The organism is Pseudomonas sp. IT-P74, from assembly GCF_949768175.1.
Lineage (GTDB): Bacteria > Pseudomonadota > Gammaproteobacteria > Pseudomonadales > Pseudomonadaceae > Aquipseudomonas.
In genome coordinates this window covers 129,158-152,809 of sequence record NZ_CATKQD010000066.1, presented here as the reverse complement: position 1 = coordinate 152,809, position 23,652 = coordinate 129,158, and the positions used below count along the sequence as shown (strand labels likewise).

The following is a 23,652-nucleotide window of genomic DNA, read 5'->3' as shown; positions in this document are numbered from 1 at the left end:
CATGGGCAAATTTTGCACGGCAGCCCAAAGGACGCCCCATGAATCTGCCTCCCCGTCAGCAGCAAATCCTCGAACTGGTCCGCGAGCGCGGCTATGTCAGCATCGAGGAAATGGCCACTCTGTTCGTAGTAACCCCGCAGACCATTCGCCGCGACATCAATCAGCTCGCGGAAGCCAATTTGTTGCGTCGCTACCATGGCGGCGCGGCTTACGACTCCAGCGTTGAAAACACCGCCTACGCCATGCGCGCCGATCAGATGCGCGATGAGAAACAGCGTATCGGCGAAGCCATTGCCGCGCAGATTCCCGACCATGCCTCGTTGTTCATCAACATCGGCACGACCACCGAATCCATTGCCCGGGCACTGCTCAACCACAGTCACCTGAAAATCATCACCAACAACCTGCACGTCGCCTCCATGCTCAGCGCCAAGGACGATTTCGATGTCCTGCTGACCGGCGGCAACGTGCGGCGCGATGGTGGCGTGGTGGGTCAGGCCAGTGTCGATTTCATCAATCAGTTCAAGGTCGACTTCGCCCTGGTCGGCATCAGCGGCATCGATGAGGACGGCAGCCTGCTGGACTTCGATTATCAGGAAGTGCGGGTATCCCAGGCGATCATCGCCAATGCCCGGCAAGTGATCCTCGCGGCCGACTCCAGCAAGTTCGGGCGCAACGCCATGATTCGCCTGGGGCCGATCAGCCTGGTCGATTGCCTGGTCACCGATCAGCAGCCTTCCCCGGCGCTGGCTCAGTTGTTGAACCAGCACAAGGTTCGGCTGGAAGTCGTTTAACCTCACCGCTATCTACGGCGCCTGCACTGCCGCCATCGCGAGCAAGCTCGCTCCCACAGTGTTTGATGGTGCGCACAGGTTTTGTGACCGAATCAATACCCTGCGGGAGCGAGCTTGCTCCGGGCGGCGTTCCGACGATGGCGGTCGCCAACACACAGCAAAATGTTCGTAAATTTTCCTTTAACGGCCCTTCGATGAGTATTTTCAATCGAAGCTGACTGGCTGTGCGTGTCTTTATGGGCTAGTATTTTCGCAAATGAACATTAATGTTCGAATTCAAATACAGAACATCAAAAAATTCCGAGGCCGTGCCGATGCCCACTTCCACCTTGCCTACGCCCCCTCTCGCCGAGGTCTACGATATCGCCGTCATCGGTGGCGGGATCAATGGCGTGGGGATCGCAGCGGATGCCGCCGGCCGCGGCCTGTCGGTGTTCCTTTGCGAAAAGGACGACCTGGCCAGCCATACCTCATCGGCCAGTAGCAAGCTGATCCACGGCGGCCTGCGCTACCTCGAACATTACGAATTCCGCCTGGTGCGTGAAGCCCTGGCCGAACGTGAAGTGCTGTTGGCCAAGGCTCCGCACATCGTCAAGCAAATGCGTTTCGTGTTGCCGCACCGCCCGCACCTGCGCCCGGCATGGATGATCCGCGCCGGTCTGTTCCTCTATGACAACCTGGGCAAGCGCGAGCAACTGCAAGGCTCGAAAAGCCTGAAGTTCGGCCCCGACAGCGCGCTCAAAAGCGAGATCACCAAGGGTTTCGAATACTCCGATTGCTGGGTCGACGACGCACGCCTGGTGGTATTGAACGCCATGACCGCCCGGGAAAAAGGCGCCCACGTTCACACCCAGACCCGCTGCGTCAGCGCGCGCCGCGCCAAGGGTTTGTGGCACCTGCACCTGGAACGCGCCGATGGCAGCCTGTTTTCGATCCGCGCCAAGGCATTGGTCAATGCGGCCGGGCCATGGGTCGCCAGGTTCATTCGCGATGACTTGAAGATGGAATCGCCATACGGCATCCGCCTGATCCAGGGCAGCCACCTGATCGTGCCAAAACTGTACGAAGGCGAACACGCGCACATCCTGCAAAACGAAGATCAGCGTATCGTGTTCACCATTCCGTATCTGAATCACTTCACCCTGATCGGCACCACCGACCGCGAGTACACCGGCGATCCGGCGAAAGTGGCAATTACCGATGGCGAAACCGATTACCTGTTGAACGTGGTCAACGCCCATTTCAAAAAGCAAATCAGCCGCGACGACATCCTGCACAGCTATTCCGGTGTGCGTCCGCTGTGCAACGACGAATCCGACAACCCGTCGGCCGTGACCCGCGATTACACCCTGGCGCTGTCTGGCACTGGCGAAGAAGCTCCGTTGCTGTCGGTGTTCGGCGGCAAGCTCACCACCTATCGCAAACTGGCCGAGTCGGCGCTGGCGCAACTGGCACCCTACTTCAAGCACATCAAGCCAAGCTGGACCGCCAGCGCCACGCTGCCGGGGGGTGAAGACATGACCACCCCGCAAGCCTTGAGCTCGCGTATCCGCGACAAATTCGACTGGCTACCGAGCGAGATCGCGCGCCGCTGGGCCACCACCTACGGCAGCCGCACCTGGCGCATGCTCGAAGGCGTACAGGACCTCAGCGATATGGGCGAGCACATCGGCGGCGGTCTCTACACCCGTGAAGTCGACTATCTGTGCAGCGAAGAATGGGCCACCAGCGCCCACGACATCCTCTGGCGTCGCAGCAAGCTCGGTTTGTTCACGACGGTGGCGGAACAGGAAAAGCTCAAGGATTACCTGAACAAGGTCGAACAGAACCGCAGCAAGATCGAAGCGGCCTGATCAGTCACCGGCATAAACAAAAGCCCCTGAATCTCACGATTCAGGGGCTTTTTCGTATCGATGGATTTCAGTCGCGCAAATCCGATTCGTGAATCGGCTGCTCACGGTGAGTCGCCCGCTGATACTGCGCCGGCCACACGGCCTTGTGTCCTCCCAGGTCGTCATCCGCGTGCAGCGCCCAGTACGGATCGCGCAACAACTCACGGGCCAGGAAGATGATGTCCGCCTGACAAGTGCGCAGGATGTGCTCGGCCTGGGCCGGCTCGGTGATCATGCCGACTGTGCCCGTGGCCATGCCCGACTCCTTGCGCACACGCTCGGCGAAGCGGGTCTGGTAACCCGGCCCTGTGGGAATCTCGGCATTCACTGCCGTCCCGCCCGACGAGACGTCGATCAGGTCGACCCCCAGGGCTTTGAGGCGGCGTGCCAGCTCCACCGTTTCATCAGGGTTCCAGCCGTCTTCCACCCAGTCGGTGGCCGAGACCCGGACAAACACCGGCAACTCTTCAGGCCACACCGCACGCACCGCTTCGGTGACTTGCAGCACCAGCCGAATGCGATTTTCGAACGAACCGCCATATTGATCGCGACGCTGATTGCTCAACGGCGACAGGAACTGATGCAGCAGGTAACCATGGGCCGCGTGCACTTCGACCACCTTGAAACCGGCCGTCAGTGAGCGCTTTGCCGCCTCGACAAAAGCCTGGATGACCTTGGCGATCTCGTCGTCATCGAGTTGTCTGGGTTGGGTGTGCTGTGGATCGAATGCAATCGGTGAAGGTCCGACCGGCACCCAGCCGCCCTCCTCGGGCTTGACGCTGCCATGTTTGCCGAGCCACGGCCGGTAGGTGCTGGCCTTGCGCCCGGCATGGGCCAGCTGAATGCCGGCAACGGCTCCCTGGGCGGTGATGAAGCGGGTGATGCGTTGCAGGGGTTCAATCTGTTCGTCATTCCACAGACCGAGGTCCTCGGCCGTGATACGCCCGTCGGCGGTGACCGCCGTGGCTTCGGTAAACACCAGCCCGGCCCCGCCGACAGCGCGGCTACCGAGGTGGACCAGGTGCCAGTCATTGGCCAGGCCATCGGCGCTGGAGTACTGGCACATCGGCGATACCGCGATGCGGTTGGGCAGGGTCAATTGGCGAAGGGTAAAGGGTTCAAGCAGCAGACTCATGGGGCACCTCTCGAATCAGTGGGCAGGCTCCAGGTTCTGTTTGAATAGTCGACGAGTGACAGGAAAAAGGTACAACACCCGCCCCCGCGGGCAAAAAATTCGACAAGACGTCACAAGGCCAAAATCAAGCAGTGTTTAGAGCCTAGTCGACATCGGGGGATGTCGCCCTCTTGTAGGAGCGAGCTCGCTCGCGATGGACGACAGGACACCGCGGGGTGTCAGGTCCCCAGCGCCATCGTTCACGACCATCGCGAGCGAGCTCGCTCCTACAGGGGGTCAACGCGGTTCGATGTGGGCAATCATCAGCTGGACCGTCTCGTTGCCGCGAAACTCGTTGAGGTCGAGCTTGTAGGCCAGTTCCACCCACTTGATGGTCGGATTCGGCCAGATGTCCCGGTCGATCCCGAAGGCAATGCCGTCGAGCTTTACCGAGCCACATTCACTTTTGAGCACGACTTTAAGGTGTCGCTCGCCAACGACACGCTGCTCGACCAACTGGAATACCCCATGAAACAAGGGTTCCGGGAAGTGTTGCCCCCAAGGGCCGGCATGCCGCAGGGCACGGGCCAGCTCCAGGTGGAACTCCTCCACCGCCAGGGTGCCGTCCGACAACAGCCGGCCAGTCAGGTCTTCTTCGCGCATCTGCCGGCGCACTTCAGCGTCAAAGGCTTCGGCGAACAAGGGGAAATTCGCTTCCGGCAGCGTCAGGCCGGCCGCCATCGCGTGGCCACCGTATTTGGTGATCAGATTCGGGTGCTGCGCCGCCACCACACTCAAGGCGTCGCGAATGTGAAAGCCCTGGACCGAACGCCCCGAGCCCTTGAGCAGGCCATCCCCGGCATCGGCAAAGGCGATGGTCGGGCGGAAGTAGCGCTCTTTCATCCGTGACGCGAGGATACCGATGACGCCCTGATGCCACTCGGGATCGAACAGGCACAAGCCGAACGGCATCGACTCCACCGGCAAATCCTTGAGCTGCGCCAGCGCTTCGCGCTGCATGCCTTGCTCGATGGATTTGCGATCCTGGTTCATGCCGTCCAGTTGCGCCGCCATCTCACGGGCCAGACCTGCGTCGTCGGTCAGCAGGCATTCGATGCCCAGGCTCATGTCATCCAGACGCCCCGCCGCGTTCAGGCGCGGGCCGACAATGAAACCCAGATCGGTGGAGGTGATGCGCGCATGGTCACGCTTGGCCACTTCGAGAATCGCCTTGATCCCCGGCCGGGCACGTCCGGCACGAATCCGTTCCAGGCCCTGATGCACCAGAATCCGGTTGTTGGCATCCAGCGGCACCACGTCGGCCACACTGCCCAGAGCCACCAGATCGAGCAGTTCGCCGATATTCGGCTGCGGCTTGCTTGTGTACCAACCCAGCTCGCGCAACCGCGCACGCAGGGCCATCAGCACATAGAAAATTACCCCGACACCGGCCAGTGCCTTGCTCGGAAATTCGCAACCGGGCTGGTTCGGATTGACGATGGCATCGGCCAGCGGCAGCTCGTCGCCGGGCAAGTGGTGGTCGGTGACGAGCACCTTGAGTCCGGCCTTTTTCGCCGCTGCCACGCCTTCGACGCTGGAGATGCCGTTGTCGACGGTGATCAGCAAATGCGGCTGACGCTCAAGCGCCACTGCGACGATTTCCGGTGTCAGGCCATAGCCGTAGTCGAATCGGTTGGGCACCAGGTAATCGACATGTGCCGCTCCCAGCAAACGCAGGCCCAGCGTGCCCACGGTGCTGGCCGTCGCGCCGTCGGCATCGAAGTCGCCAACGATCAGAATGCGCTGGCGCTGTTCGAGCGCAATCACCAGCAGATCCACCGCCGCATCGATGCCCTTGAGTTGCTGGAACGGAATCAACCGCGCCAGGCTCTTGTCCAGTTCCGCCTCGGACTGCACGCCCCGAGCCGCGTACAGGCGGGTCAACAGCGGCGGAATATCACCGAGGAATGGCAGGGTGTCGGGCAGCAGGCGAGGTTCGATGCGCATGGGGTGAAAGATGCTTCTCTTCAATACGTAGGATAAAACCGGGTGACGCGGGGCAGCGGCGAAAAATCAGCCGCGTTCACCGCTCAGCCATTGCAACTGGACTTCGTGCTGACCACGATCGTCGGTGACGAAAATCGTGCCTTCGCTGATCATCACGTCCCACTTGATAACGCGGGGCATGTCCTTGGCCAGGGTTTCCAGCACTTCTTGGGGCACGGCGGCGATGTGAACGTTTTTCAGGTTCTTGATCGCCGGAATCACTTTGGTTTCCCAGACTCGCAGGCTGCCGTAAGCCAGCAGGCTGGTGCGCTCGGTGCGGCGCGAGCACCAGGTCAGGCGCTCGGCATCCGGCTGGCCGACTTCGATCCAGTGCAGCACGCGGTCATCCAGGCTTTTTTCCCACAAGGCCGGCTCATCCACTTCCGACAGACCACGGCCAAAAGACAACTGCTCGTTGTACCAGAGGGCATAGGCCAGCAGGCGCACGGTCATGCGCTCTTCGGTTTCCGAAGGGTGACGGGCGATGGTCTGCTTCACGCTCTCATAGACGCTGCGGTCAAGGTCGGTGAGGTTCAGTTCAAACTTGTAGGTCGTGGACGGCTGGGCCATGAACGGGCTTCTTGATACGAGGAAAGGCGGCAAGTCTAACCGATGCGACGGGCAATCCACGAATTGAACACAATCAAGCGGGAGCGTCTGACAGTCGGCTATGTTAAAACGCTCTATCCGCTCACCTTTGCCCCACAGGATCCAGCATGCCGCTCACCGCCAAACCGCTTTCCGGTCTGAAAGTCATCGAATTGGGCACCTTGATTGCCGGCCCGTTTGCCTCGCGCATTTGCGCGGAATTCGGTGCCGATGTGATCAAGATCGAATCCCCGGACGGCGGTGATCCGTTGCGAAAATGGCGCAAGCTGTATGAAGGCACTTCATTGTGGTGGTTCGTCCAGGCCCGCAATAAAAAGTCCCTGACCCTCAACCTCAAGCATCCCGACGGCCAGGCGATCCTGAAACAGCTGCTGGCTGAAGCCGACATTCTGATCGAGAACTTTCGTCCCGGCGTCCTGGAAAAACTCGGCCTGGGCTGGGACGTCCTGCACGCCCTGAACCCGAAACTGGTCATGGTGCGGCTTTCGGGATTCGGCCAGACCGGCCCGATGAAAGATCAGCCCGGCTTTGGCGCGGTCGGTGAGTCCATGGGGGGCCTGCGCTACATCACCGGTTTCGAAGACCGGCCTCCGGTGCGCACCGGCATTTCCATCGGCGACTCGATTGCCGCGCTCTGGGGCGTGATTGGCGCGTTGATGGCCCTGCGTCATCGCGAAGTCAACGGCGGCCAGGGGCAAGTGGTGGACGTAGCGCTGTACGAAGCCATCTTCGCGATGATGGAAAGCATGGTCCCGGAGTTCGACGTGTTCGGCTTCATCCGCGAACGCACGGGCAATATCATGCCCGGCATCACCCCGTCCTCGATCCACACCAGCGCCGATGGCAAGCACGTGCAGATCGGCGCCAATGGCGACGCGATCTTCAAACGCTTCATGCTGATCATTGGCCGGGAAGACCTGGCCAACGACCTCCAGCTTGCCAGCAACGATGGCCGCGATGCCCGACGCGACGAGATTTATGGCGTCATCGATCGCTGGGTCAATTCGTTGCCGCTGGACAGGGTGCTGGCGCAGCTCAATCAGGCCGAAGTGCCGGCCAGCCGGATCTTCAGCGCCGAAGACATGTTCAATGACCCTCAGTACCTGGCACGGGAAATGTTCCTTCAAGCCAAGCTGCCGGACGGCAAAGACTTCAAGATGCCGGGCATTGTGCCGAAACTCTCAGAGACACCCGGGGAATGTGAATGGGTCGGGCCACAACTGGGTGAGCACAACACACAGGTACTCCAGGAACTTGGCTATGACGCGACGCAGATCGCACAGTTGCGCAAAGACGGAGCCATCTGAACTGAGGCGCCTGCCTGCATGGGCCGTTGGGCACTGCCCGTCACGGGGCGGGTGGTGGCTGTGTGTACTGGCGATTTCGCTCCTGCTCCTTGAACCGGCCCCCTCAGCTCTGGCGCAAACCAGGGAAACCCTGATCTGGCTCAAGCGCGACCTGCCGCCGCTGACAATCTTCGACGGGCCGAAAAAGGGCCAGGGCGTTATCGATCAACTGCTTCCACTGTTGATTGCCGGCATGCCGCAATACCAACACAACGTGATGAGGGTCAATCGCGCACGTGGACTGCAAATGCTCCACGAGCCGTCCCTCGTCTGCGACGCGGCACTGAACTGGAGCAAGGAGCGGGAACAGTGGATCGCCTTTTCCATCCCGGTCTTCCGCGCCATGAGCAATGGCCTGGCCGTGCGGCGCGTCGACCAGAAAGTACTGGCGCCCTTTATCAAGGACGGCGAAGTGGACCTCGCAGCGCTGCTCGCCAGCGGCAATGAAAAACTGGGGGTCATTGCCGAGCGCAATTATGGCGAATACCTCGACGCACTGCTCAAGCAAGCGCCAGCCGACGCGCTGACCGCTCATTACGGTAATGATGCCTTGGGCAGCCTGCTGCAGATGCAGCGCCTGGGTCGCTTGCGCCTGCTGTTGGGCTATCGCCCGGAAATTCGCTACCAGGCCTCGCTGCAAGGCATTGCCGAGGATGAATTGCAGTTCTATCCGATACGTGGCACAGGCAAATACCTGTCCGGTTACATCGGTTGCACCGACACACCAAAGGGCCGGCAGGCCATTGTCGAGATCAACCAGGTGCTGCGCACCCTTCCCCGTGAACGTCTTGACGAGGCCTACGCCGCCTGGCTGGATCCGGAGAGTCGCAGCGATTACCTGAAAGACACCAAGGCGTTTTTCGACAACCTGGCGCAACCCTGACAAATGCCGGGCAAAAGAAACCCCGAGAAGTGGGGAGACGACTCGGGGTTAAACGTGGTCTGTTTGCAGACCAGTAGCAGCAAGCTACAAGCACCGGAGCACAATGCTTGATCCTGCTGTTACAAAGTCTGACTGACCTGGGCGCGGGAAGGTTCCCACAAAAATCCGTTCAATTGCGGCTGGCCAACAACTTGTCCTGCGCCGCATTACGCAATGCCGCGATGACACAAGGCTCAAGGCGTCCTTCAGCGATCAGCACGTCGCGATGCAAACCGTCGACCACATCCGTCAGCAGGCGTTTGTCGTTCAACTGGGTCTGATTGAACTCGCGCTCGACCACGGTCGCGCCGATAGCATTCTTCAGGGTCACCCGGCATTCGCCACGAATGCCCGACGGGGTCAACGTAACCTGATACGGGCTCAGCGCCTCACCGAGCAACAGACTGATACTTTCCATCCCGATCACCACTCAATAGTCCAAAAACAACGTGCCTGGGGCAGGCCTGCAACAAATGACCGCTGGCCCGAGAAGAAAGTTCTGGATACTGACCGCAGGCGAACCTGCAACCCAGTCAAGTGAGCATGCACGGCGAACATGACAGAGAAAAAACGCCACCATCACGTCTGTCGGGTGCGCCGGGCGATATCGGCCCAGCCTCCCAACAATCCTCGTAGCTGGCCATCAGCCGTATAAAACGGCACTGTCCACTGGTAGATATCCCTGGCACCGTCCTTGAACATCAATTGACGCTCGAAAAAGCGCGTCCTGCGTGTACTCAATTGCGCCATGTACTCGGCATGCAGCAGTTCCGCGGTTTGTCTGGGCATGGCGTCGACCTCGATCAACTGCCGCCCCTGCATCTGGTCAAAGCGCATCGACAAGGCGTCCTCATAACTTTTGTTGCACATGATCAAGCGCCCTTGCAGATCACGGACAAACATCGGGTCAGGCATGGCATCCATCAGGGCGTGCTGGAAGGCGAGCTGATCGCGCAGGCTGCTTTGGGCCTCGCCCCGTTGCCTGACCACCACCGCCAACCGCCGATTCCAGAGCAGGGACAACAGCCCGAACAGGCTGACCACCAACACGCCCCAGCAAACCCACTGGTCGATCCGCTGCCAGAGGCCCGGCGCCTGTGGCACGGCAGCGCCGCCGAACCACTTCCGGCGAAGGTCGCGCAACTCCTGTTCAGGAAACGCCTCAAGCGCTTTGTTGAGGATACTCAGCAGCTGCGGCTGGCCTTTGCGCACCGCCAGATAATCCGCATCCCATTTGCCCGGCACCACGGCGCCGATCTGTAGCCGACCCGACGGAATAAGCTGGGCGCCGATTTCGCTTTCGAGGGTGGCGTAGGCTTCGCCGCTTTCCACCCAGGCACGGGCTTCGGCGTAGGTTTTAACCGAACGCAACTCGATGGACGGGTAATTGCGACGCACCATCGCTTCCAGTGCATGCCGGGTCGGCAGCACCAGCACCCGCTTCGCCATATCCTCCAGCGACTGCACCGGCGGTGCCCCGGCCTGCCCGACAAAGACCCATCCTGCACCGCCGAACGCATGGCTGAAATCGAGAAACGCCTTTCGCTCGTCATTCATCGCCAGGGTCGTACTCAAATCCGCGGTGCCGCTTTCCAGATGGGCCAGCATCTGATCGGTGGAAAAAGACTCCTGGTAAACGAACCGCAACCCCGTCATGTCACTGATGCGCTTGAGCAGGTCACTGTTCAAGCCCGTCCATTGGCCATGTTCATCCTTGAACAGGTACAACGGGTATTCCAGTGCCGTGACCACGACCCGTGGATGGCTGGCCATCCATTGCAACTCCTGGTCATTCAGCACGACCTTTGTGCGGGGGGTAGACATCCCGCGTTCCGGAATCGATGCAGGGTTCGCCCCTCCCCATTCGGCGATTCCCAGCATGCCGAATAAAAACAGCCAGCGCACAACTGGCTTGAACACACTTGTAAACAGCATTCCCACGTCCTTGGTGATCCACTCGCCAGTCCCTTCGCGGCGATAACACGACAAGTGTGCATGCAGAAATGAAAAAGCCCGTCAGGAGACGGGCTTCAAAATGTTACAGCGCTGAAGGTTACAGCGGCTTGCCGCGGTTGCCATGCTTGCTGACAAAGGCCTGCACGGCCTTCAGGTCATTTGGCAATACGGTGCAACGTTCGTCTCGCTCAAACAAATCAGAAAGATGTACCGGCAGCTCGAGAGCTTTTCCTACACCGGCTTTTTCCACGGCGTCCGGGAATTTGACCGGGTGGGCGGTGCCCAGGATCACCATTGGAATGTCCAGGCTGCGACGGCATTCCCGCGCAGCTTTCACGCCGATGGCCGTGTGCGGATCCAGCACTTCGCCAGTCTGCTCGTAGACTTCGGCGATGGTTTCGCAGGTTTGCGCGTCATCCACGGCCAGCGAGTCGAACAACTTGCGGGCTTCGGTCCAGCGCTCTTGCTCGACGCTGAAGCCGCCGCCCTGCTTGAACGAGTCCATCAGCCCGGCGATTGCCGCGCCGTTGCGACCGTGCAGGTCGAACAGCAGGCGTTCGAAGTTCGACGACACCATGATGTCCATGGACGGCGACAGCGTGGCGTGCAGGGTTTCCTTGACGTACTGGTTGCCGCTCATGAAGCGGTGCAGGATGTCGTTGCGATTGGTGGCGACGATCAACTGGTTGATCGGCAGGCCCATGTTGCGCGCCAGGTAACCGGCGAAGATGTCGCCGAAGTTGCCGGTCGGCACCGAGAACGACACCGAACGCGCCGGGCCGCCCAGTTGCAGGGCCGCGTGGAAGTAGTAAACGATCTGGGCCATGATCCGCGCCCAGTTGATCGAGTTCACGGCGACCAGGCGAGTGCCCTTGAGGAAGCCCTGGTCAGCGAAGCTCGCCTTGACCATTTCCTGGCAGTCATCGAAGTTGCCTTCGATGGCGATGTTGTGGATGTTCTCACCGAAGATGGTGGTCATCTGCCGACGCTGCACTTCGGACACCCGGTTGTGCGGATGCAGGATGAAGATGTCGACGTTTTCGCAGTGCTTGCAGCCTTCGATGGCGGCCGAACCGGTATCACCGGAGGTGGCACCCACGATAACCACGCGCTCGCCGCGCTTTTCCAGCACGTAGTCGAGCAAACGACCGAGCAGTTGCAGGGCGAAGTCCTTGAACGCCAGGGTCGGGCCGTGGAACAGCTCCAGCACCCATTCGTTGCCGTTCAGCTGACGCAGCGGCGCAACGGCGCTGTGGGCGAATACGCCGTAGGTTTCTTCGAGAATCTTCTTGAAATCGGCATCCGGAATGCTGCCGGTGACGAACGGGCGCATGACGCGGAAGGCCAGCTCGTGATACGGCAGGCCGGCCCAGGAAGCGATTTCTTCCTGGGTAAAACGTGGCAGGTTTTCCGGGACGTACAGACCGCCGTCGGTGGCAAGGCCTGCCAGCAGGACGTCTTCGAAATTCAGGGCCGGTGCCTGGCCGCGGGTACTGATGTAACGCATGACTGACTCCAATGGACAGTGTTCGTAGTGCCGGGCCCGCTAGCGAGCCCGGTCAACGATATCGGCTTAGTTCAGGTGCTCGACACGGATCCGTACGACCGGACCGACCACACCCGCCAGGGCTTCCAACGCAGCGATGGCATCGTTGATGCGCTGCTCCAGCACGCGGTGGGTCAGCAGGATCATCGGCACCAGGCCGTCGTGCTCCTCGGCTTCCTTCTGCATGATCGACTCGATGTTGATGCCGCGCTCCGAGAGGATGCTCGCGACCTGAGCCAATACGCCCGGATGGTCCTTGGCCTGGATGCGCAGGTAGTAGGCGCTTTCGCAGGCTTCGATCGGCAGGATCGGGTGAGCCGACAGCGAATCCGGCTGGAACGCCAGGTGTGGCACGCGGTTTTCCGGGTCGGAAGTCATGGCGCGAACCACGTCCACCAAATCGGCGATCACCGACGAAGCGGTCGGCTCCATGCCGGCGCCGGCGCCGTAGAACAGGGTCGAACCGGCAGCATCGCCGTTGACCATCACCGCGTTCATCACGCCGTTGACGTTGGCGATCAGACGATCGGCCGGGATCAGCGTCGGGTGCACGCGCAGTTCGATACCGGCCGCGGTGCTGCGCGCCACGCCCAGGTGCTTGATGCGGTAGCCCAGCGCTTCGGCGTAGTTCACGTCGGCGGTGGTCAGCCTGGTGATGCCTTCGGTGTAGGCCTTGTCGAACTGCAGCGGAATACCGAACGCGATGGACGCCAGGATCGTCAGCTTGTGGGCGGCGTCGATACCCTCGACGTCGAAGGTCGGATCGGCTTCGGCGTAACCCAGTGCCTGGGCTTCGGCCAAAACGTCTTCGAAGGTGCGACCCTTCTCGCGCATTTCCGTCAGGATGAAGTTGCCGGTGCCGTTGATGATGCCGGCCACCCAGTTGATGCGGTTGGCGGACAGGCCTTCGCGGATCGCCTTGATCACCGGGATGCCACCGGCCACCGCCGCTTCGAACGCAACGATCACGCCCTTCTCGCGGGCCTTGGCGAAAATTTCATTACCGTGAACGGCGATAAGCGCCTTGTTCGCGGTGACCACATGCTTGCCATTCTCGATGGCCTTGAGTACCAGCTCGCGGGCAACGGTGTAGCCGCCCATCAGCTCTATAACGATGTCGATCTCAGGGTTCGTGGCCACTTCGAAGACATCGTTGGTAATCGCAATACCGGTCGTTTGGAACTGAGGCTTTGGCGTGCGCATGGCAATTTGTGCCACTTCGATCCCACGCCCGGCACGACGAGCAATTTCCTCGGCGTTACGCTGAAGTACGTTGAAGGTACCGCCACCGACGGTTCCTAACCCACAGATGCCTACTTTGACCGGTTTCACTGTGAACTCCCCATAAAACGGCCGACTCGAGGCCGGCCGTGAAAACAACCGCATACTCGCGGCTCTCTATTGATGGCCCGGCGAATGTCGCTGCCGGACCATGATCGTCAAGGCTTGCCGTGACGATGCGAATTTACTTCGCGCCCAGCGCCAGTTTGGCGACTTGTGGCGCAGGCTGGTAGCCCGGAATGACCTGACCGTCGGCCAAAACGATGGCCGGTGTGCCGTTCACGCCGATGGACTGACCGAGGGCGAACTGTTTGGAAACCGGGTTATCGCACTTGGCGGCCTTGATTTCCTTGCCGTCGACCATTTTGTCCATGGCCGCTTTCTTGTCTTTCGAGCACCACACCGCTTGCAGTTGCTCGTCACCCGGCGAGCCCAGGCCCTGGCGCGGGAACGCGACGTAACGCACTTCGATGCCGCGCTTGTTCAGCTCAGGTACTTCGGCGTGCAGCTTGTGGCAATACGGGCAGGTGGTGTCGGTGAATACGGTGATGTGCGACTTGGTTTCGCCAATGGCCGGGTAGACAACGGTTTCGGCAACCGGGATGGCGTTGATCAGCCTGGAGATGCCCAGGCGTTCGGTCTTCTCGGTCAGGTTGACCGGCTTGCCGTCCTTGAGATCGAACAGGTAGCCCTGGACCACGTACTGGCCGTCGGCGCTGGCGTACAGCACACGGCTGCCCTTGAGTTTGACTTCATACAGGCCTGGCAAGGGGCTGGCGGTGATGGTCTCTACCGGCACTTCGAGCTGGAGGTTTTCCAGGCTTTTACGAATGGCTTTGTCGGCCGCGTCATCGGCGACGGCAAAGGTGCTGACCAACGCAATGGCTGCGGCGGCGAAAATCTGGGTCAGACGCATGAGAACTCCTGAAGGCGAACATATGGGACGATCAGAACGCCCGTGCCGAAACACCGGGTCATAACCGCCCATCGTGCAAACCGGCCCAGCCTATCACATAAGGTCCGCATGGCCGAATGCACCTGATGCAAGACATTTGTGGCTCCCACAGGTTCTGCATCAACCTCTGGGATGGTGTTTGGCATGCAGGTCCTGCAACCGTGCCCTGGCAACATGGGTATAGATCTGCGTCGTCGACAAATCGCTGTGCCCCAGCAGCATCTGCACCACCCGCAGGTCTGCGCCGTGGTTGAGCAGGTGCGTGGCGAAGGCGTGGCGCAAGGTGTGGGGCGACAGCGACTTGCCGATCCCGGCCACCTTGGCCTGGTGCTTGATCCGGTGCCAGAAGGTCTGGCGGGTCATCTGCTCGCCACGCTGGCTCGGGAACAACACATCGCTGGGACGCCCGCCAAGCAGTGCGCCGCGGGCATCACGCATGTAGCGCTCGACCCAGACAATCGCCTCCTCGCCCATCGGCACCAGCCGCTCCTTGCTGCCCTTGCCCATCACTCGCAACACGCCTTGACGCAAATTGACTTGTTCCAGGGTGAGGCTGATCAGCTCGGTCACCCGCAAGCCACAGGCGTACAGCACTTCAAGCATGGCCCGGTCGCGCTGGCCAATGGCCTCGCTCAAATCAGGTGCCTTCAGCAAGGCTTCCACATCGGTCTCGGACAAGGACTTTGGCAGCGGCCTGCCGAGTTGCGGCATATCAATCCGTAGCGTTGGATCGACGGCAATCATCTTTTCCCGCAACAGATAGCGATAGAAGCCACGCACACCCGAGAGAAATCGCGCCGTGGAACGAGGCTTATAGTTTTGCTCCAGGCGCCAGGCCAGGTGGTCGAGTATCAACTCGCGCCCGGCATTGACCAACTCCAGTCCTTTGTCCTGTAGCCAGCCGTTGAACAGCGCCAGGTCACTGCGATAGGCATCGCGGGTGTTATCGGAAAGGCCTTTCTCCAGCCACAGGGCATCGAGGAATTGGTCTATCAGCGGGTGATCGATGGCAGGCATGGGTACTCGAATCACGCAGCCTGGAGGCCGCGCACAAAATTAAAATTGGACATGGAAACGGCCGCTAGTCTTTCATAGGCCGCCAATTCAAGGAACAGGGAGCAGCAATGAGCGAGCAGCAGATTTTATTGGCATTTGGCGGGATAGGCGCGGCGGCGCTGCTTTGCCAATGGCTGGCCTGGCGCTTGAAACTGCCGGCGATTCTTTTTCTGCTGCTGACCGGTATCCTGGCCGGCCCCGTGCTGCACTTGCTCGACCCGCAGGAGATGTTCGGGCCACTGTTGATGCCCCTGGTGTCCCTGGCGGTGGCGCTGATTCTGTTCGAAGGCAGCCTGACACTGCATCTGTCCGAGTGGCGCGAAATCGGCAGCGTCGTCCATCGCCTGGTCACCATTGGCGCCCTCTCTACCTGGGTGGTCATTGCTGTCGCCACTCACTGGCTGCTGGATTTCGACTGGATGCTGGCCATCCTGTTCGGCAGTCTGACCCTGGTGACCGGGCCGACCGTGATCGTACCGATGCTGCGCGTCGTGCGCCCGAAAGCGTCGATTGCCAACATCCTGCGCTGGGAAGGCATTGCCATCGACCCCATCGGGGCCTTGCTGGCGGTGGTCGTCTATAGCTTCATCATCGCCAGCTCCGAAGGTAACGGCCTCAAGGAAAGCCTGCTGACCTTCGGTGGCGTGATCTTGTGCGGCAGCCTGTTCGGTGTTTTTGGTGGCTGGTTGCTCGGCACCCTGATTCGCCGCCAGTGGCTGCCGGAATACCTGCACAACCTGGCAGCGCTCGCGGCAGTACTGGGTATTTTCATTGGCTCCAACGAAGTCACCAACGAATCCGGATTGCTGGCCGTGACCTTGATGGGCATGTGGCTGGCCAACATGAAAGGCGTGGACGTGCGGCACATCCTGCACTTCAAGGAGAACCTCAGCGTGCTGCTGATCTCCGGCCTGTTCATTCTGCTGGCGGCCCGGCTGGACCTGAACGCCATGATCGGCCTCGGGCCTCTGGTGCTGATTTTGCTGCTGGTCATTCAGTTCATCGCCCGCCCTTTGAATGTGCTGCTGAGCACGGCGGGCTCCAGCCTGGGTTGGCGCGAGCGAGCGCTGCTGGCATGGATTGCCCCAAGGGGCATCGTGGCAGCGGCGGTGTCGGCCATCTTCGCCATTCGCCTGCATGAGGCCGGTCATCAGGGAGCGTTGCTGCTGGTGCCGCTCACCTTTGCGGTGATCATCGGCACGGTGGTATTGCAAAGCGCGACGGCACGACCGCTGGCTCGCCTGTTGAAGGTGGCGGAACCGGCACCGAGCGGTTTCCTGATCATCGGCGCCAACGGGCCTGCGCGCACACTGGGCAAGGCACTGCAACAACTGGGCAGCCGGGTGCTGCTGACGGATTCGAGCTGGGAAAACATTAGTGCAGCGCGGATGGAAGGCTTGTCGACCTATTTTGGCAACCCGGCGTCGCAACATGCCGATGCGCACCTGGACCTGGTCGGCCTCGGGCATTTACTGGCGCTGTCACCCTCCGGCGAGATGAACACCCTGGCGCTGATGCGCTTTCGACATGAACTGGGCCATCAGCGCATGTTCGGCCTGGCCAGTGGCCAGGAAAGCCGCCGCACCGACAAGCACCGTACCAGCCTGGAACATCGCGGCAATCAACTGGGCAGCGAAGCGCTGACCTACGCCAAACTCGCCAGCCAGCTGAGCCAGGGCGCCGAACTGTACAGCACAACGTTGACGGATGGTTTCAGCTGGGACGATTACCGCGCGCTGCATGGCGAGCGTGCGACCTTGTTGTTCGTGCGCGACGACAGCGGTTGGGTGCATGTAGTGACGCCGGACAGCACGATCAAGCCCGCAGCGGGGTGGACGTTGTTGGCGTTGATTCAGCCAGAGACTCAGCAATCCTGAATCGCTGAAAGATCGCAGCCTCCAGGGCCACGCGTATTTGTGGGAGCGAGCCTGCTCGAGAAAAACGTCTGGATAACGCGGCCATCCAGAAAGGACGCGTTATCGTTGACGTCCATCGCGAGCAGGCTCGCTCCTACAGGGTTTCGCGCAGACCCTGGCCATCATCAAATCGCAGGCAACAAAAAAGCAGCCCGCAGGCTGCTTTTTTTTGCATCGGAAGCTGGACTTAAGCCAGTTTTTCCTTGATGCGAGCTGCTTTACCCGACAGGTCACGCAGGTAGTACAGCTTGGCTTTACGTACGTCACCGCGACGCTTGACAGCCATGCTGTCGATTTGCGGGGAGTAGGTCTGGAAAGTACGCTCTACGCCAACACCGTTGGAGATTTTACGAACGGTGAATGCACTGTTTACGCCGCGGTTACGCTTGGCGATAACAACACCTTCGAACGCTTGCAGACGCGAACGGTCGCCTTCCTTCACTTTCACCTGAACGACAATGGTGTCGCCCGGGGCAAAGGTAGGGATCTCTTTGGTCATCTGCTCTGCTTCGAGTGCAAGGATGATTTTGTTAGTCATGCTGTGCTCCTAAGGTAAATCGTCGGATCTACCATCGATACGTTGTTAACTATCGTCCCGCTCGCGGATGTATTCCTCGAGCAGCTTCTTCTCTTCTCCAGAAAGCGAGCGGCTTTCCAGAAGATCGGCGCGTCGTTCAAAGGTCCGACCAAGGGACTGCTGTAAACGCCAACGCCGGATGTGCGCGTGATTGCCACTTAGCAATACGTCGGGAACACGCTGATCCGCATACACCTCCGGTCGGGTGTAGTGCGGGCAATCCAGCAAACCATCCGTAAAGGAATCTTCCTCGGCGGAGTCCGCATGCCCTAAAGCTCCAGGCAGCAGTCGTGTAACCGCATCGATCAGGACCATCGCCGGCAGCTCGCCGCCAGACAGTACATAGTCGCCAATCGACCACTCTTCATCGACATGAGCATCAATAAAACGCTCGTCAATGCCTTCATAGCGGCCGGCAATCAGGATCAATGCATCCAGATTCGCCAACTCGCGTACCGCCGACTGAGTCAGTTGACGGCCTTGGGGGGACAGGTAAATTACCTTCGCCGCCTCCCCGGCTGCTGCCTTGGCCTGAACCAGAGCATCTTCCAGGGGCTTGATCTTCATCACCATGCCCGGACCACCGCCAAACGGGCGATCGTCCACAGTGTGATGTCGATCCGTCGTGTAGTCTCGCGGATTCCAACAGGTGAGCTGCAAGAGCCCCTGTTTCACCGCCCGACTGGTGATGCCGTACTCGCTGATGGCGGAGAACATCTCGGGAAACAGACTGATCACTTCTACGCGCAGGTTAGCCACGTTTAGAAATCCGCATCCCATTCCACCTTCATCTCGCCTGCGGCAAGGTCGACAGCCAACACGCATTGCTCCGTATAGGGCAATAGGCGCTCGCGATCATCCAGGCTGCCAGCGCAAGGCTTGACCACCATTACATCATTGGCGCCGGTTTCCAGAAGATGATCGATTTTCCCGAGCAATTGCCCGAGTTGATCAATAACCTTCAGACCTTCCAGCTGGTACCAGTAGTACTCGCCGTCGGTCAATTCAGGGAACAGGTTGCGCGGCACACAGATCTCATAACCAGCCAGAAGACGAGCTTCTTCACGATCATCAAGACCCTTGAGCTTCGCGACCAGGAACTTGTCGTTCCCACGTCCGCTGACCAGCTCGACCTGTTTCACATTGCCTTCGCGCTTGAGCGTCCAGGTTTTGTACTGCAACAGGTTTTCAGTCGGATCAGTAAAGGAATACACCTTCACTTCGCCGCGAACGCCATGAACAGAATAAATTTTGCCAATAACGATCAAATCATCGGCAACAGCTGGCGTCGCGTTCATATTGCTCAGGCCGCAGCCTTGGCAGATTCCTTCAACAACTGAGCAACGCGCTCAGAAGGTTGTGCACCAACGCTCAGCCAGTAGGCTACGCGCTCTTGGTTCACGGACAGACGAACTTCCTGACCACGGGCAACAGGGTTGAAGTAGCCAACCTGTTCCTTGTGCGAACCGTCGCGCGGGTTGCGGCTGTCGGTTACGGTCAAGTGGTAAAACGGGCGCTTTTTGGAGCCGCCAAGGGCAAGACGGATTGTTAGCATGTGAACATCGTTCCTGTAGTCGGTGCTGCAAATCTAAAGGCACAGCGGGCATGGGTGCCCGAAAGGCCGCATATTCTAAGGAATATCCGGACTTTTGCAAATGACTTTTTCCGGCGGTCTATCGGCCGCCATGCAGATTTGCTATAGAGCCGTCGTTGAAAACGGCCGGTCAGCTCCCGCCAAGTGCGGGTTTGCTGTGTATCCCACGTCCGTGTGGGGCAGCGCCGACCTGATGGCCGGCGCGGATTCGTGTGTCCTTTCTCGCCAAAACTGAACAGTATTGGCGTGAAAGGACACTATATTTTCGGCATGCCACCGCCGGGCAACATTCCGCCCATGCCGCGCATCATCTTGGCCATTCCGCCTTTCGCGGAGAATTTCTTCATCATCTTCTGCATCTGCTTGTGCTGCTTGATCAAGCGGCCGATGTCTTGCACCTGGGTGCCGGAACCCATGGCGATCCGGCGCTTGCGCGAACCGCTGATCATCTCAGGGTCGCGGCGCTCGGCCGGGGTCATGGAGTTGATGATGGCTTCCATCTGCTTGAATTGTTTCTCTGCCGCGCCTTGGGCGTTGCCCATCTGCGCCAGATTCACGCCACCCATGTTCGGCAGCTTATCCATGAGCCCGCCGAGGCCGCCCATGTTCTTCATCTGTTGCAGCTGGTCGCGGAAGTCTTCGAGGTCGAAGCCCTTGCCCTTCTTTAATTTCTTCGCAAGCTTGTCGGCCTTGTCCTTGTCGAGGGTCGCTTCCGCCTGCTCGATCAGGCTGAGCACGTCGCCCATGCCGAGGATGCGCGAGGCGATACGCTCAGGGTGGAACGGATCGAGTGCTTCACTCTTCTCGCCCATACCGATGAACTTGATCGGCTTGCCGGTGATGGCGCGCACCGACAGCGCGGCACCGCCACGGGCGTCGCCGTCGACCTTGGTCAGGATCACACCGGTCAGCGGCAATGCATCACCGAAGGCCTTGGCCGTGTTGGCGGCGTCCTGGCCGGTCATGGCGTCGACCACGAACAGGGTTTCGACTGGATTGATCGCGGCATGCAGCGCCTTGATCTCGCCCATCATCTCTTCATCAATGTGCAGGCGACCGGCGGTATCGACGATGACCACGTCGATGAATTTGAGTTTCGCTTCCTTGATAGCCGCTTGCGCGATCTCGACCGGCTTCTGGCTCAGGTCGGACGGGAAGAAGGTAACGCCGACTTCACCGGCAAGCATTTCCAACTGTTTGATCGCCGCTGGACGATAAACGTCGGCGGACACGACCATGACCGTCTTCTTCTTGCGCTCTTTAAGGAAGCGCGCAAGCTTGCCAGCGGTGGTGGTTTTACCCGCGCCCTGCAAACCGGCCATCAGGATGACCGCTGGCGGTACGGCGCTCAGGTTCAAATCTTCGTTGGCCGCGCCCATCAGGCTTTCAAGTTCGGCCTGGACGATCTTCACGAAGGCCTGGCCCGGCGTCAGGCTGCGCGACACCTCGGTGCCTACGGCGCGTTCCTTGACCGAATTGACGAAGTCCTTGACCACCGGCAGGGCGACGTCGGCTTCGAGCAACGCCATGCGCACTTCACGCAGGGTGTCTTTGATGTTGTCTTCAGTCAGCTTGGCCTTGCCGGTGACATGGCGCAGCGTCTGCGAGAGACGGTCGGTTAAGTTTTCAAACATTGCGCGATCCTTTCAGGCCCTGTGTAGACCGGGATAATGGCGGCCCGGACCGGACTAAACGTGTGCTCGGCGAGCCTGCGGCGTGGGCAGGTCGCGGATTATAGCGAAGACTGTGGCCGGCGGACACCTCGCTGTCAGGTTGCGCGGTCTTTCGTGCGGTGGGGGTTCTATGCCAAACTCAGCGACTTTCGGGCTTGCCTAACAGGATTTATGCTCCCCTTGTCACCCAGCTTGCTAACTACCCTCGCCGCCGCCTGCTTGTATGCCGCTGCGACCATTTACCAGGGCACTCGCCTGGCGTCCGGCGCCAAGGTCAACAAACGCCTGCTGGTCATGCTCGGCGTGCTCGCCGTATTGGCCCACAGCGTCAGCCTGCTCACCCACCTGCTGACCCCGACCGGCCTGGCCCTGGACTTCTTCAGTGCCGCCAGCCTGATTGCCGTGGCGGTCATCGCACTGACCCTGCTGGCCTGTTCGCGGATTCCCGTAGAGAACCTGCTGGTCCTGCTGCTCCCCCTTGGAGCCCTGACCGTGATGCTGGCGCATTTCGCCCCCGCCGGTACGGTACAGGTCATCGATGAGGAGCCTGGCATCCTCGCCCACATCCTGCTTTCGATCCTGGCCTATGGCATGTTCACCATCGCGGTGTTCCAGTCCTTGCTGCTGCTGATTCAAGACCACCAGCTCAAGCACAAGCACCCCTCCGGGCTGATCAAGAACTTCCCGCCGCTGCAAACCATGGAAAGCCTGCTGTTCGGTTTCCTCTGGGCCGGCTGGACGCTGTTGTCGCTCTCGCTGATTTCCGGCTGGCTGTTCGTCGAAAACCTGTTCGCCCAGCATCTGGTGCACAAAACCCTGCTGGCCTGCCTGGCCTGGATCGTTTTCAGCGTGCTGCTGTGGGGACGCAATCGCCTTGGCTGGCGCGGGCACAAAGCCATTCGCTGGACCCTGGCCGGTTTTTGCCTGTTGATGCTGGCGTATTTCGGCAGCAAGCTGGTTCGTGAATACATCCTGCATATCTGACGGGCGGCATTAATGGACGACTTGCCCATAGGGCCGATGCTCGCGGTAGTGACCCTGCTGGTTTTATGGTCGGGGCTGTTTACCGCCATCGAAGCGGCGCACCAGCATTTGCTGGCCCAGCGCACCGCAACGCGTTCCAGCGACAAACCGGTGGCGAAACTCAGCTTTCCCCTGGCCAGCCTGATCTTTTGCAACACCCTGTGCCGTGCACTGGTGGTGGTCATCAGTACCTTGCTGGCCATTTTCACCTGGGCCGAGAACGGCCCGTGGGTCGCCTGCCTCGGAGCGGGCGCCATGTTGCTGGTGTTTTCCGACTACTTGCCACGTGCCCTCGCCACTCGCTATCCGGATGCGATCCTGGCCCAGGGCAACAACCTGCTGCGGCTACCGCTGAAAATCATCTATCCCGCGGCATGGCTGCTCAATAGCATCAGCCAGTTGCTGACACGGCCATTCGCCCGCAAGGCCAAAGTGGTGCAACAGAGTGAGGACGAAACGCTGACGGAGCGGCATGCGCCCTCTGAAACCGCAAGCCGCCCTCACCCGCTGCCAGGCATCCACGCGCTGGACAACATCACCGTCAATGACATCCTGGTACCGCGCAGCGACGTGGACGGCATCAATCTCGATGACTCCATCGAAGAAATCATCGAACAATTGCGCCACAACAGGCGCACGCGCCTGCCGGTGTTCCACAGTGATATCAACCAGGTCGAAGCCGTCCTCAACACCCGACACATCCTTCACCTGCTGCCCGATGCGAGCCTGACCCGGGAAGCGTTGCTGGCGGCCAGCCACGAGCCGTACTTCGTGCCGGAAAGCACCCCGTTGCAGCTGCAACTGCTCAATTTCCACAAGCAGCAGCGGCGCCTGGGCATGGTAGTCGACGAATACGGCGAAGTGCTGGGCATCGTCACCCTGGAAGACATTCTCGAAGAAATCGTCGGCGAGTTCGAAAGCCAGCAGAGCCTGGACAATCCGCACATTCATCCGCAAGCCGACGGGCGCCTGGTGATCGACGGTGCCGCGTCCATTCGCGAGCTGAACAAGAGCCTCGGCTGGCACCTGCCCAGCGATGGCCCGAAAACCCTGAACGGCCTGGTCACCGAGGCGCTGGAAACCATTCCCGAAAGCGCGGTGTGCCTGAAGATCGGCCGGTATCGCCTGGAAATTCTCGAGACCGAGGACAACCGTGTCACGCGGGTGCTGATCTGGCAGACCAGCTCGATGCCTGTGGTTATCTAACTATCGGGCAAGTCTTTTGTGGTCACTCAAGCCACTTGTTCGATCGTTAGCCACCTTTCTATAATCGTAGCGCTTACCCAAGCCTCGCCGGCCCCCGTGCTTACCCCGCACTTCGCAGCTTCCGGCCCGTCCACCCGCAAAGTCCG

Annotated in this window: 21 protein-coding genes; 7 read left to right on the top strand and 14 right to left on the bottom strand. The window is 60.2% G+C overall.

The window, feature by feature from the left end:
* Nucleotides 1-38: 38 nt before the first annotated feature.
* Complete coding sequence (locus tag ACM6J5_RS23070; protein ID WP_007971301.1) at nt 39-794, top strand: DeoR/GlpR family transcriptional regulator; 756 nt, start codon at nt 39-41, stop codon at nt 792-794.
* Between the two features lie 314 nt (nt 795-1,108).
* Nucleotides 1,109-2,647, top strand: coding sequence for a glycerol-3-phosphate dehydrogenase (glpD, locus tag ACM6J5_RS23065; RefSeq protein ID WP_150726796.1), 1,539 nt, complete (start codon nt 1,109-1,111; stop codon nt 2,645-2,647).
* A 67-nt stretch (nt 2,648-2,714) separates the two neighbouring features.
* Here the strand turns inward: glpD and ACM6J5_RS23060 are convergent, their stop codons facing one another.
* The 3 genes from ACM6J5_RS23060 to ACM6J5_RS23050 all read right to left on the bottom strand — a co-directional run bounded on the left by ACM6J5_RS23060 (nt 2,715) and on the right by ACM6J5_RS23050 (nt 6,416).
* Nucleotides 2,715-3,821, bottom strand: coding sequence for an NADH:flavin oxidoreductase/NADH oxidase (locus ACM6J5_RS23060; protein WP_414929406.1), 1,107 nt, complete (start codon nt 3,819-3,821; stop codon nt 2,715-2,717).
* Between the two features lie 276 nt (nt 3,822-4,097).
* Nucleotides 4,098-5,807, bottom strand: coding sequence for a single-stranded-DNA-specific exonuclease RecJ (gene recJ / locus ACM6J5_RS23055; RefSeq protein ID WP_414929405.1), 1,710 nt, complete (start codon nt 5,805-5,807; stop codon nt 4,098-4,100).
* Between the two features lie 66 nt (nt 5,808-5,873).
* Nucleotides 5,874-6,416 (bottom strand): YaeQ family protein, encoded by a 543-nt coding sequence (locus ACM6J5_RS23050; RefSeq protein ID WP_095943821.1) that lies wholly within the window; start codon nt 6,414-6,416, stop codon nt 5,874-5,876.
* Between the two features lie 146 nt (nt 6,417-6,562).
* Between ACM6J5_RS23050 and ACM6J5_RS23045 the strand changes: the two genes are divergently transcribed.
* Nucleotides 6,563-7,762 carry a CaiB/BaiF CoA transferase family protein gene (locus ACM6J5_RS23045; RefSeq protein WP_095943820.1) on the top strand — a complete coding sequence of 400 codons (1,200 nt, stop codon included), beginning with the start codon at nt 6,563-6,565 and terminating at the stop codon, nt 7,760-7,762.
* Entirely contained in the window at nt 7,716-8,684 is a 969-nt protein-coding gene (locus ACM6J5_RS23040; protein WP_095943819.1) for a TIGR02285 family protein, read from the top strand. Before ACM6J5_RS23045 ends, ACM6J5_RS23040 begins: the two co-directional genes overlap by 47 nt.
* 169 nt (nt 8,685-8,853) lie before the next feature.
* Here ACM6J5_RS23040 and ACM6J5_RS23035 read toward each other — a convergent pair whose 3' ends face one another.
* The 6 genes from ACM6J5_RS23035 to xerD form a co-directional block, all read right to left on the bottom strand.
* On the bottom strand, nt 8,854-9,141 hold the full coding sequence (locus tag ACM6J5_RS23035; RefSeq protein ID WP_095943818.1) for a DUF3509 domain-containing protein: 288 nt from the start codon (nt 9,139-9,141) through the stop codon (nt 8,854-8,856).
* A gap of 161 nt (nt 9,142-9,302) precedes the next feature.
* Complete coding sequence (locus ACM6J5_RS23030; protein WP_414929404.1) at nt 9,303-10,658, bottom strand: transporter substrate-binding domain-containing protein; 1,356 nt, start codon at nt 10,656-10,658, stop codon at nt 9,303-9,305.
* Nucleotides 10,659-10,776: 118 nt separating this feature from the next.
* On the bottom strand, nt 10,777-12,186 hold the full coding sequence (gene thrC, locus ACM6J5_RS23025; RefSeq protein ID WP_056726157.1) for a threonine synthase: 1,410 nt from the start codon (nt 12,184-12,186) through the stop codon (nt 10,777-10,779).
* A gap of 66 nt (nt 12,187-12,252) precedes the next feature.
* A complete protein-coding gene (locus ACM6J5_RS23020) occupies nt 12,253-13,557 on the bottom strand; it encodes a homoserine dehydrogenase (RefSeq protein WP_150672390.1) in 1,305 nt (434 codons plus the stop codon).
* 133 nt (nt 13,558-13,690) lie between these two features.
* Nucleotides 13,691-14,422 carry a bifunctional protein-disulfide isomerase/oxidoreductase DsbC gene (gene dsbC, locus ACM6J5_RS23015; protein ID WP_095943815.1) on the bottom strand — a complete coding sequence of 244 codons (732 nt, stop codon included), beginning with the start codon at nt 14,420-14,422 and terminating at the stop codon, nt 13,691-13,693.
* 159 nt (nt 14,423-14,581) lie between these two features.
* Nucleotides 14,582-15,478: a site-specific tyrosine recombinase XerD gene (gene xerD / locus ACM6J5_RS23010; RefSeq protein ID WP_414929403.1), complete on the bottom strand. Its 897-nt coding sequence runs from the start codon at nt 15,476-15,478 to the stop codon at nt 14,582-14,584.
* A gap of 107 nt (nt 15,479-15,585) precedes the next feature.
* Between xerD and ACM6J5_RS23005 the strand changes: the two genes are divergently transcribed.
* Nucleotides 15,586-17,394, top strand: a complete 1,809-nt coding sequence (locus ACM6J5_RS23005; protein ID WP_414929402.1) for a cation:proton antiporter — start codon at nt 15,586-15,588, stop codon at nt 17,392-17,394.
* A gap of 226 nt (nt 17,395-17,620) precedes the next feature.
* Here the strand turns inward: ACM6J5_RS23005 and rplS are convergent, their stop codons facing one another.
* The 5 genes from rplS to ffh all read right to left on the bottom strand — a co-directional run bounded on the left by rplS (nt 17,621) and on the right by ffh (nt 21,238).
* The gene (rplS, locus tag ACM6J5_RS23000; RefSeq protein WP_003175895.1) at nt 17,621-17,971 is read right to left on the bottom strand and encodes a 50S ribosomal protein L19; all 351 of its coding nucleotides are present in this window, start codon (nt 17,969-17,971) and stop codon (nt 17,621-17,623) included.
* Between the two features lie 45 nt (nt 17,972-18,016).
* Complete coding sequence (gene trmD, locus ACM6J5_RS22995) at nt 18,017-18,790, bottom strand: tRNA (guanosine(37)-N1)-methyltransferase TrmD (protein WP_414929401.1); 774 nt, start codon at nt 18,788-18,790, stop codon at nt 18,017-18,019.
* Nucleotides 18,772-19,308, bottom strand: a complete 537-nt coding sequence (gene rimM / locus ACM6J5_RS22990) for a ribosome maturation factor RimM (RefSeq protein WP_008014731.1) — start codon at nt 19,306-19,308, stop codon at nt 18,772-18,774. Before rimM ends, trmD begins: the two co-directional genes overlap by 19 nt.
* Nucleotides 19,309-19,313: 5 nt before the next feature.
* Nucleotides 19,314-19,565 (bottom strand): 30S ribosomal protein S16, encoded by a 252-nt coding sequence (gene rpsP, locus ACM6J5_RS22985; RefSeq protein WP_007972721.1) that lies wholly within the window; start codon nt 19,563-19,565, stop codon nt 19,314-19,316.
* 296 nt (nt 19,566-19,861) lie between these two features.
* A complete protein-coding gene (ffh, locus tag ACM6J5_RS22980; RefSeq protein WP_095943812.1) occupies nt 19,862-21,238 on the bottom strand; it encodes a signal recognition particle protein in 1,377 nt (458 codons plus the stop codon).
* Between the two features lie 210 nt (nt 21,239-21,448).
* Between ffh and ACM6J5_RS22975 the strand changes: the two genes are divergently transcribed.
* Both ACM6J5_RS22975 and ACM6J5_RS22970 read left to right on the top strand, forming a co-directional pair.
* Complete coding sequence (locus tag ACM6J5_RS22975; RefSeq protein ID WP_056726163.1) at nt 21,449-22,261, top strand: inner membrane protein YpjD; 813 nt, start codon at nt 21,449-21,451, stop codon at nt 22,259-22,261.
* A gap of 12 nt (nt 22,262-22,273) precedes the next feature.
* The gene (locus ACM6J5_RS22970) at nt 22,274-23,506 is read left to right on the top strand and encodes a transporter associated domain-containing protein (RefSeq protein WP_414929400.1); all 1,233 of its coding nucleotides are present in this window, start codon (nt 22,274-22,276) and stop codon (nt 23,504-23,506) included.
* Nucleotides 23,507-23,652 lie beyond the last annotated feature (146 nt).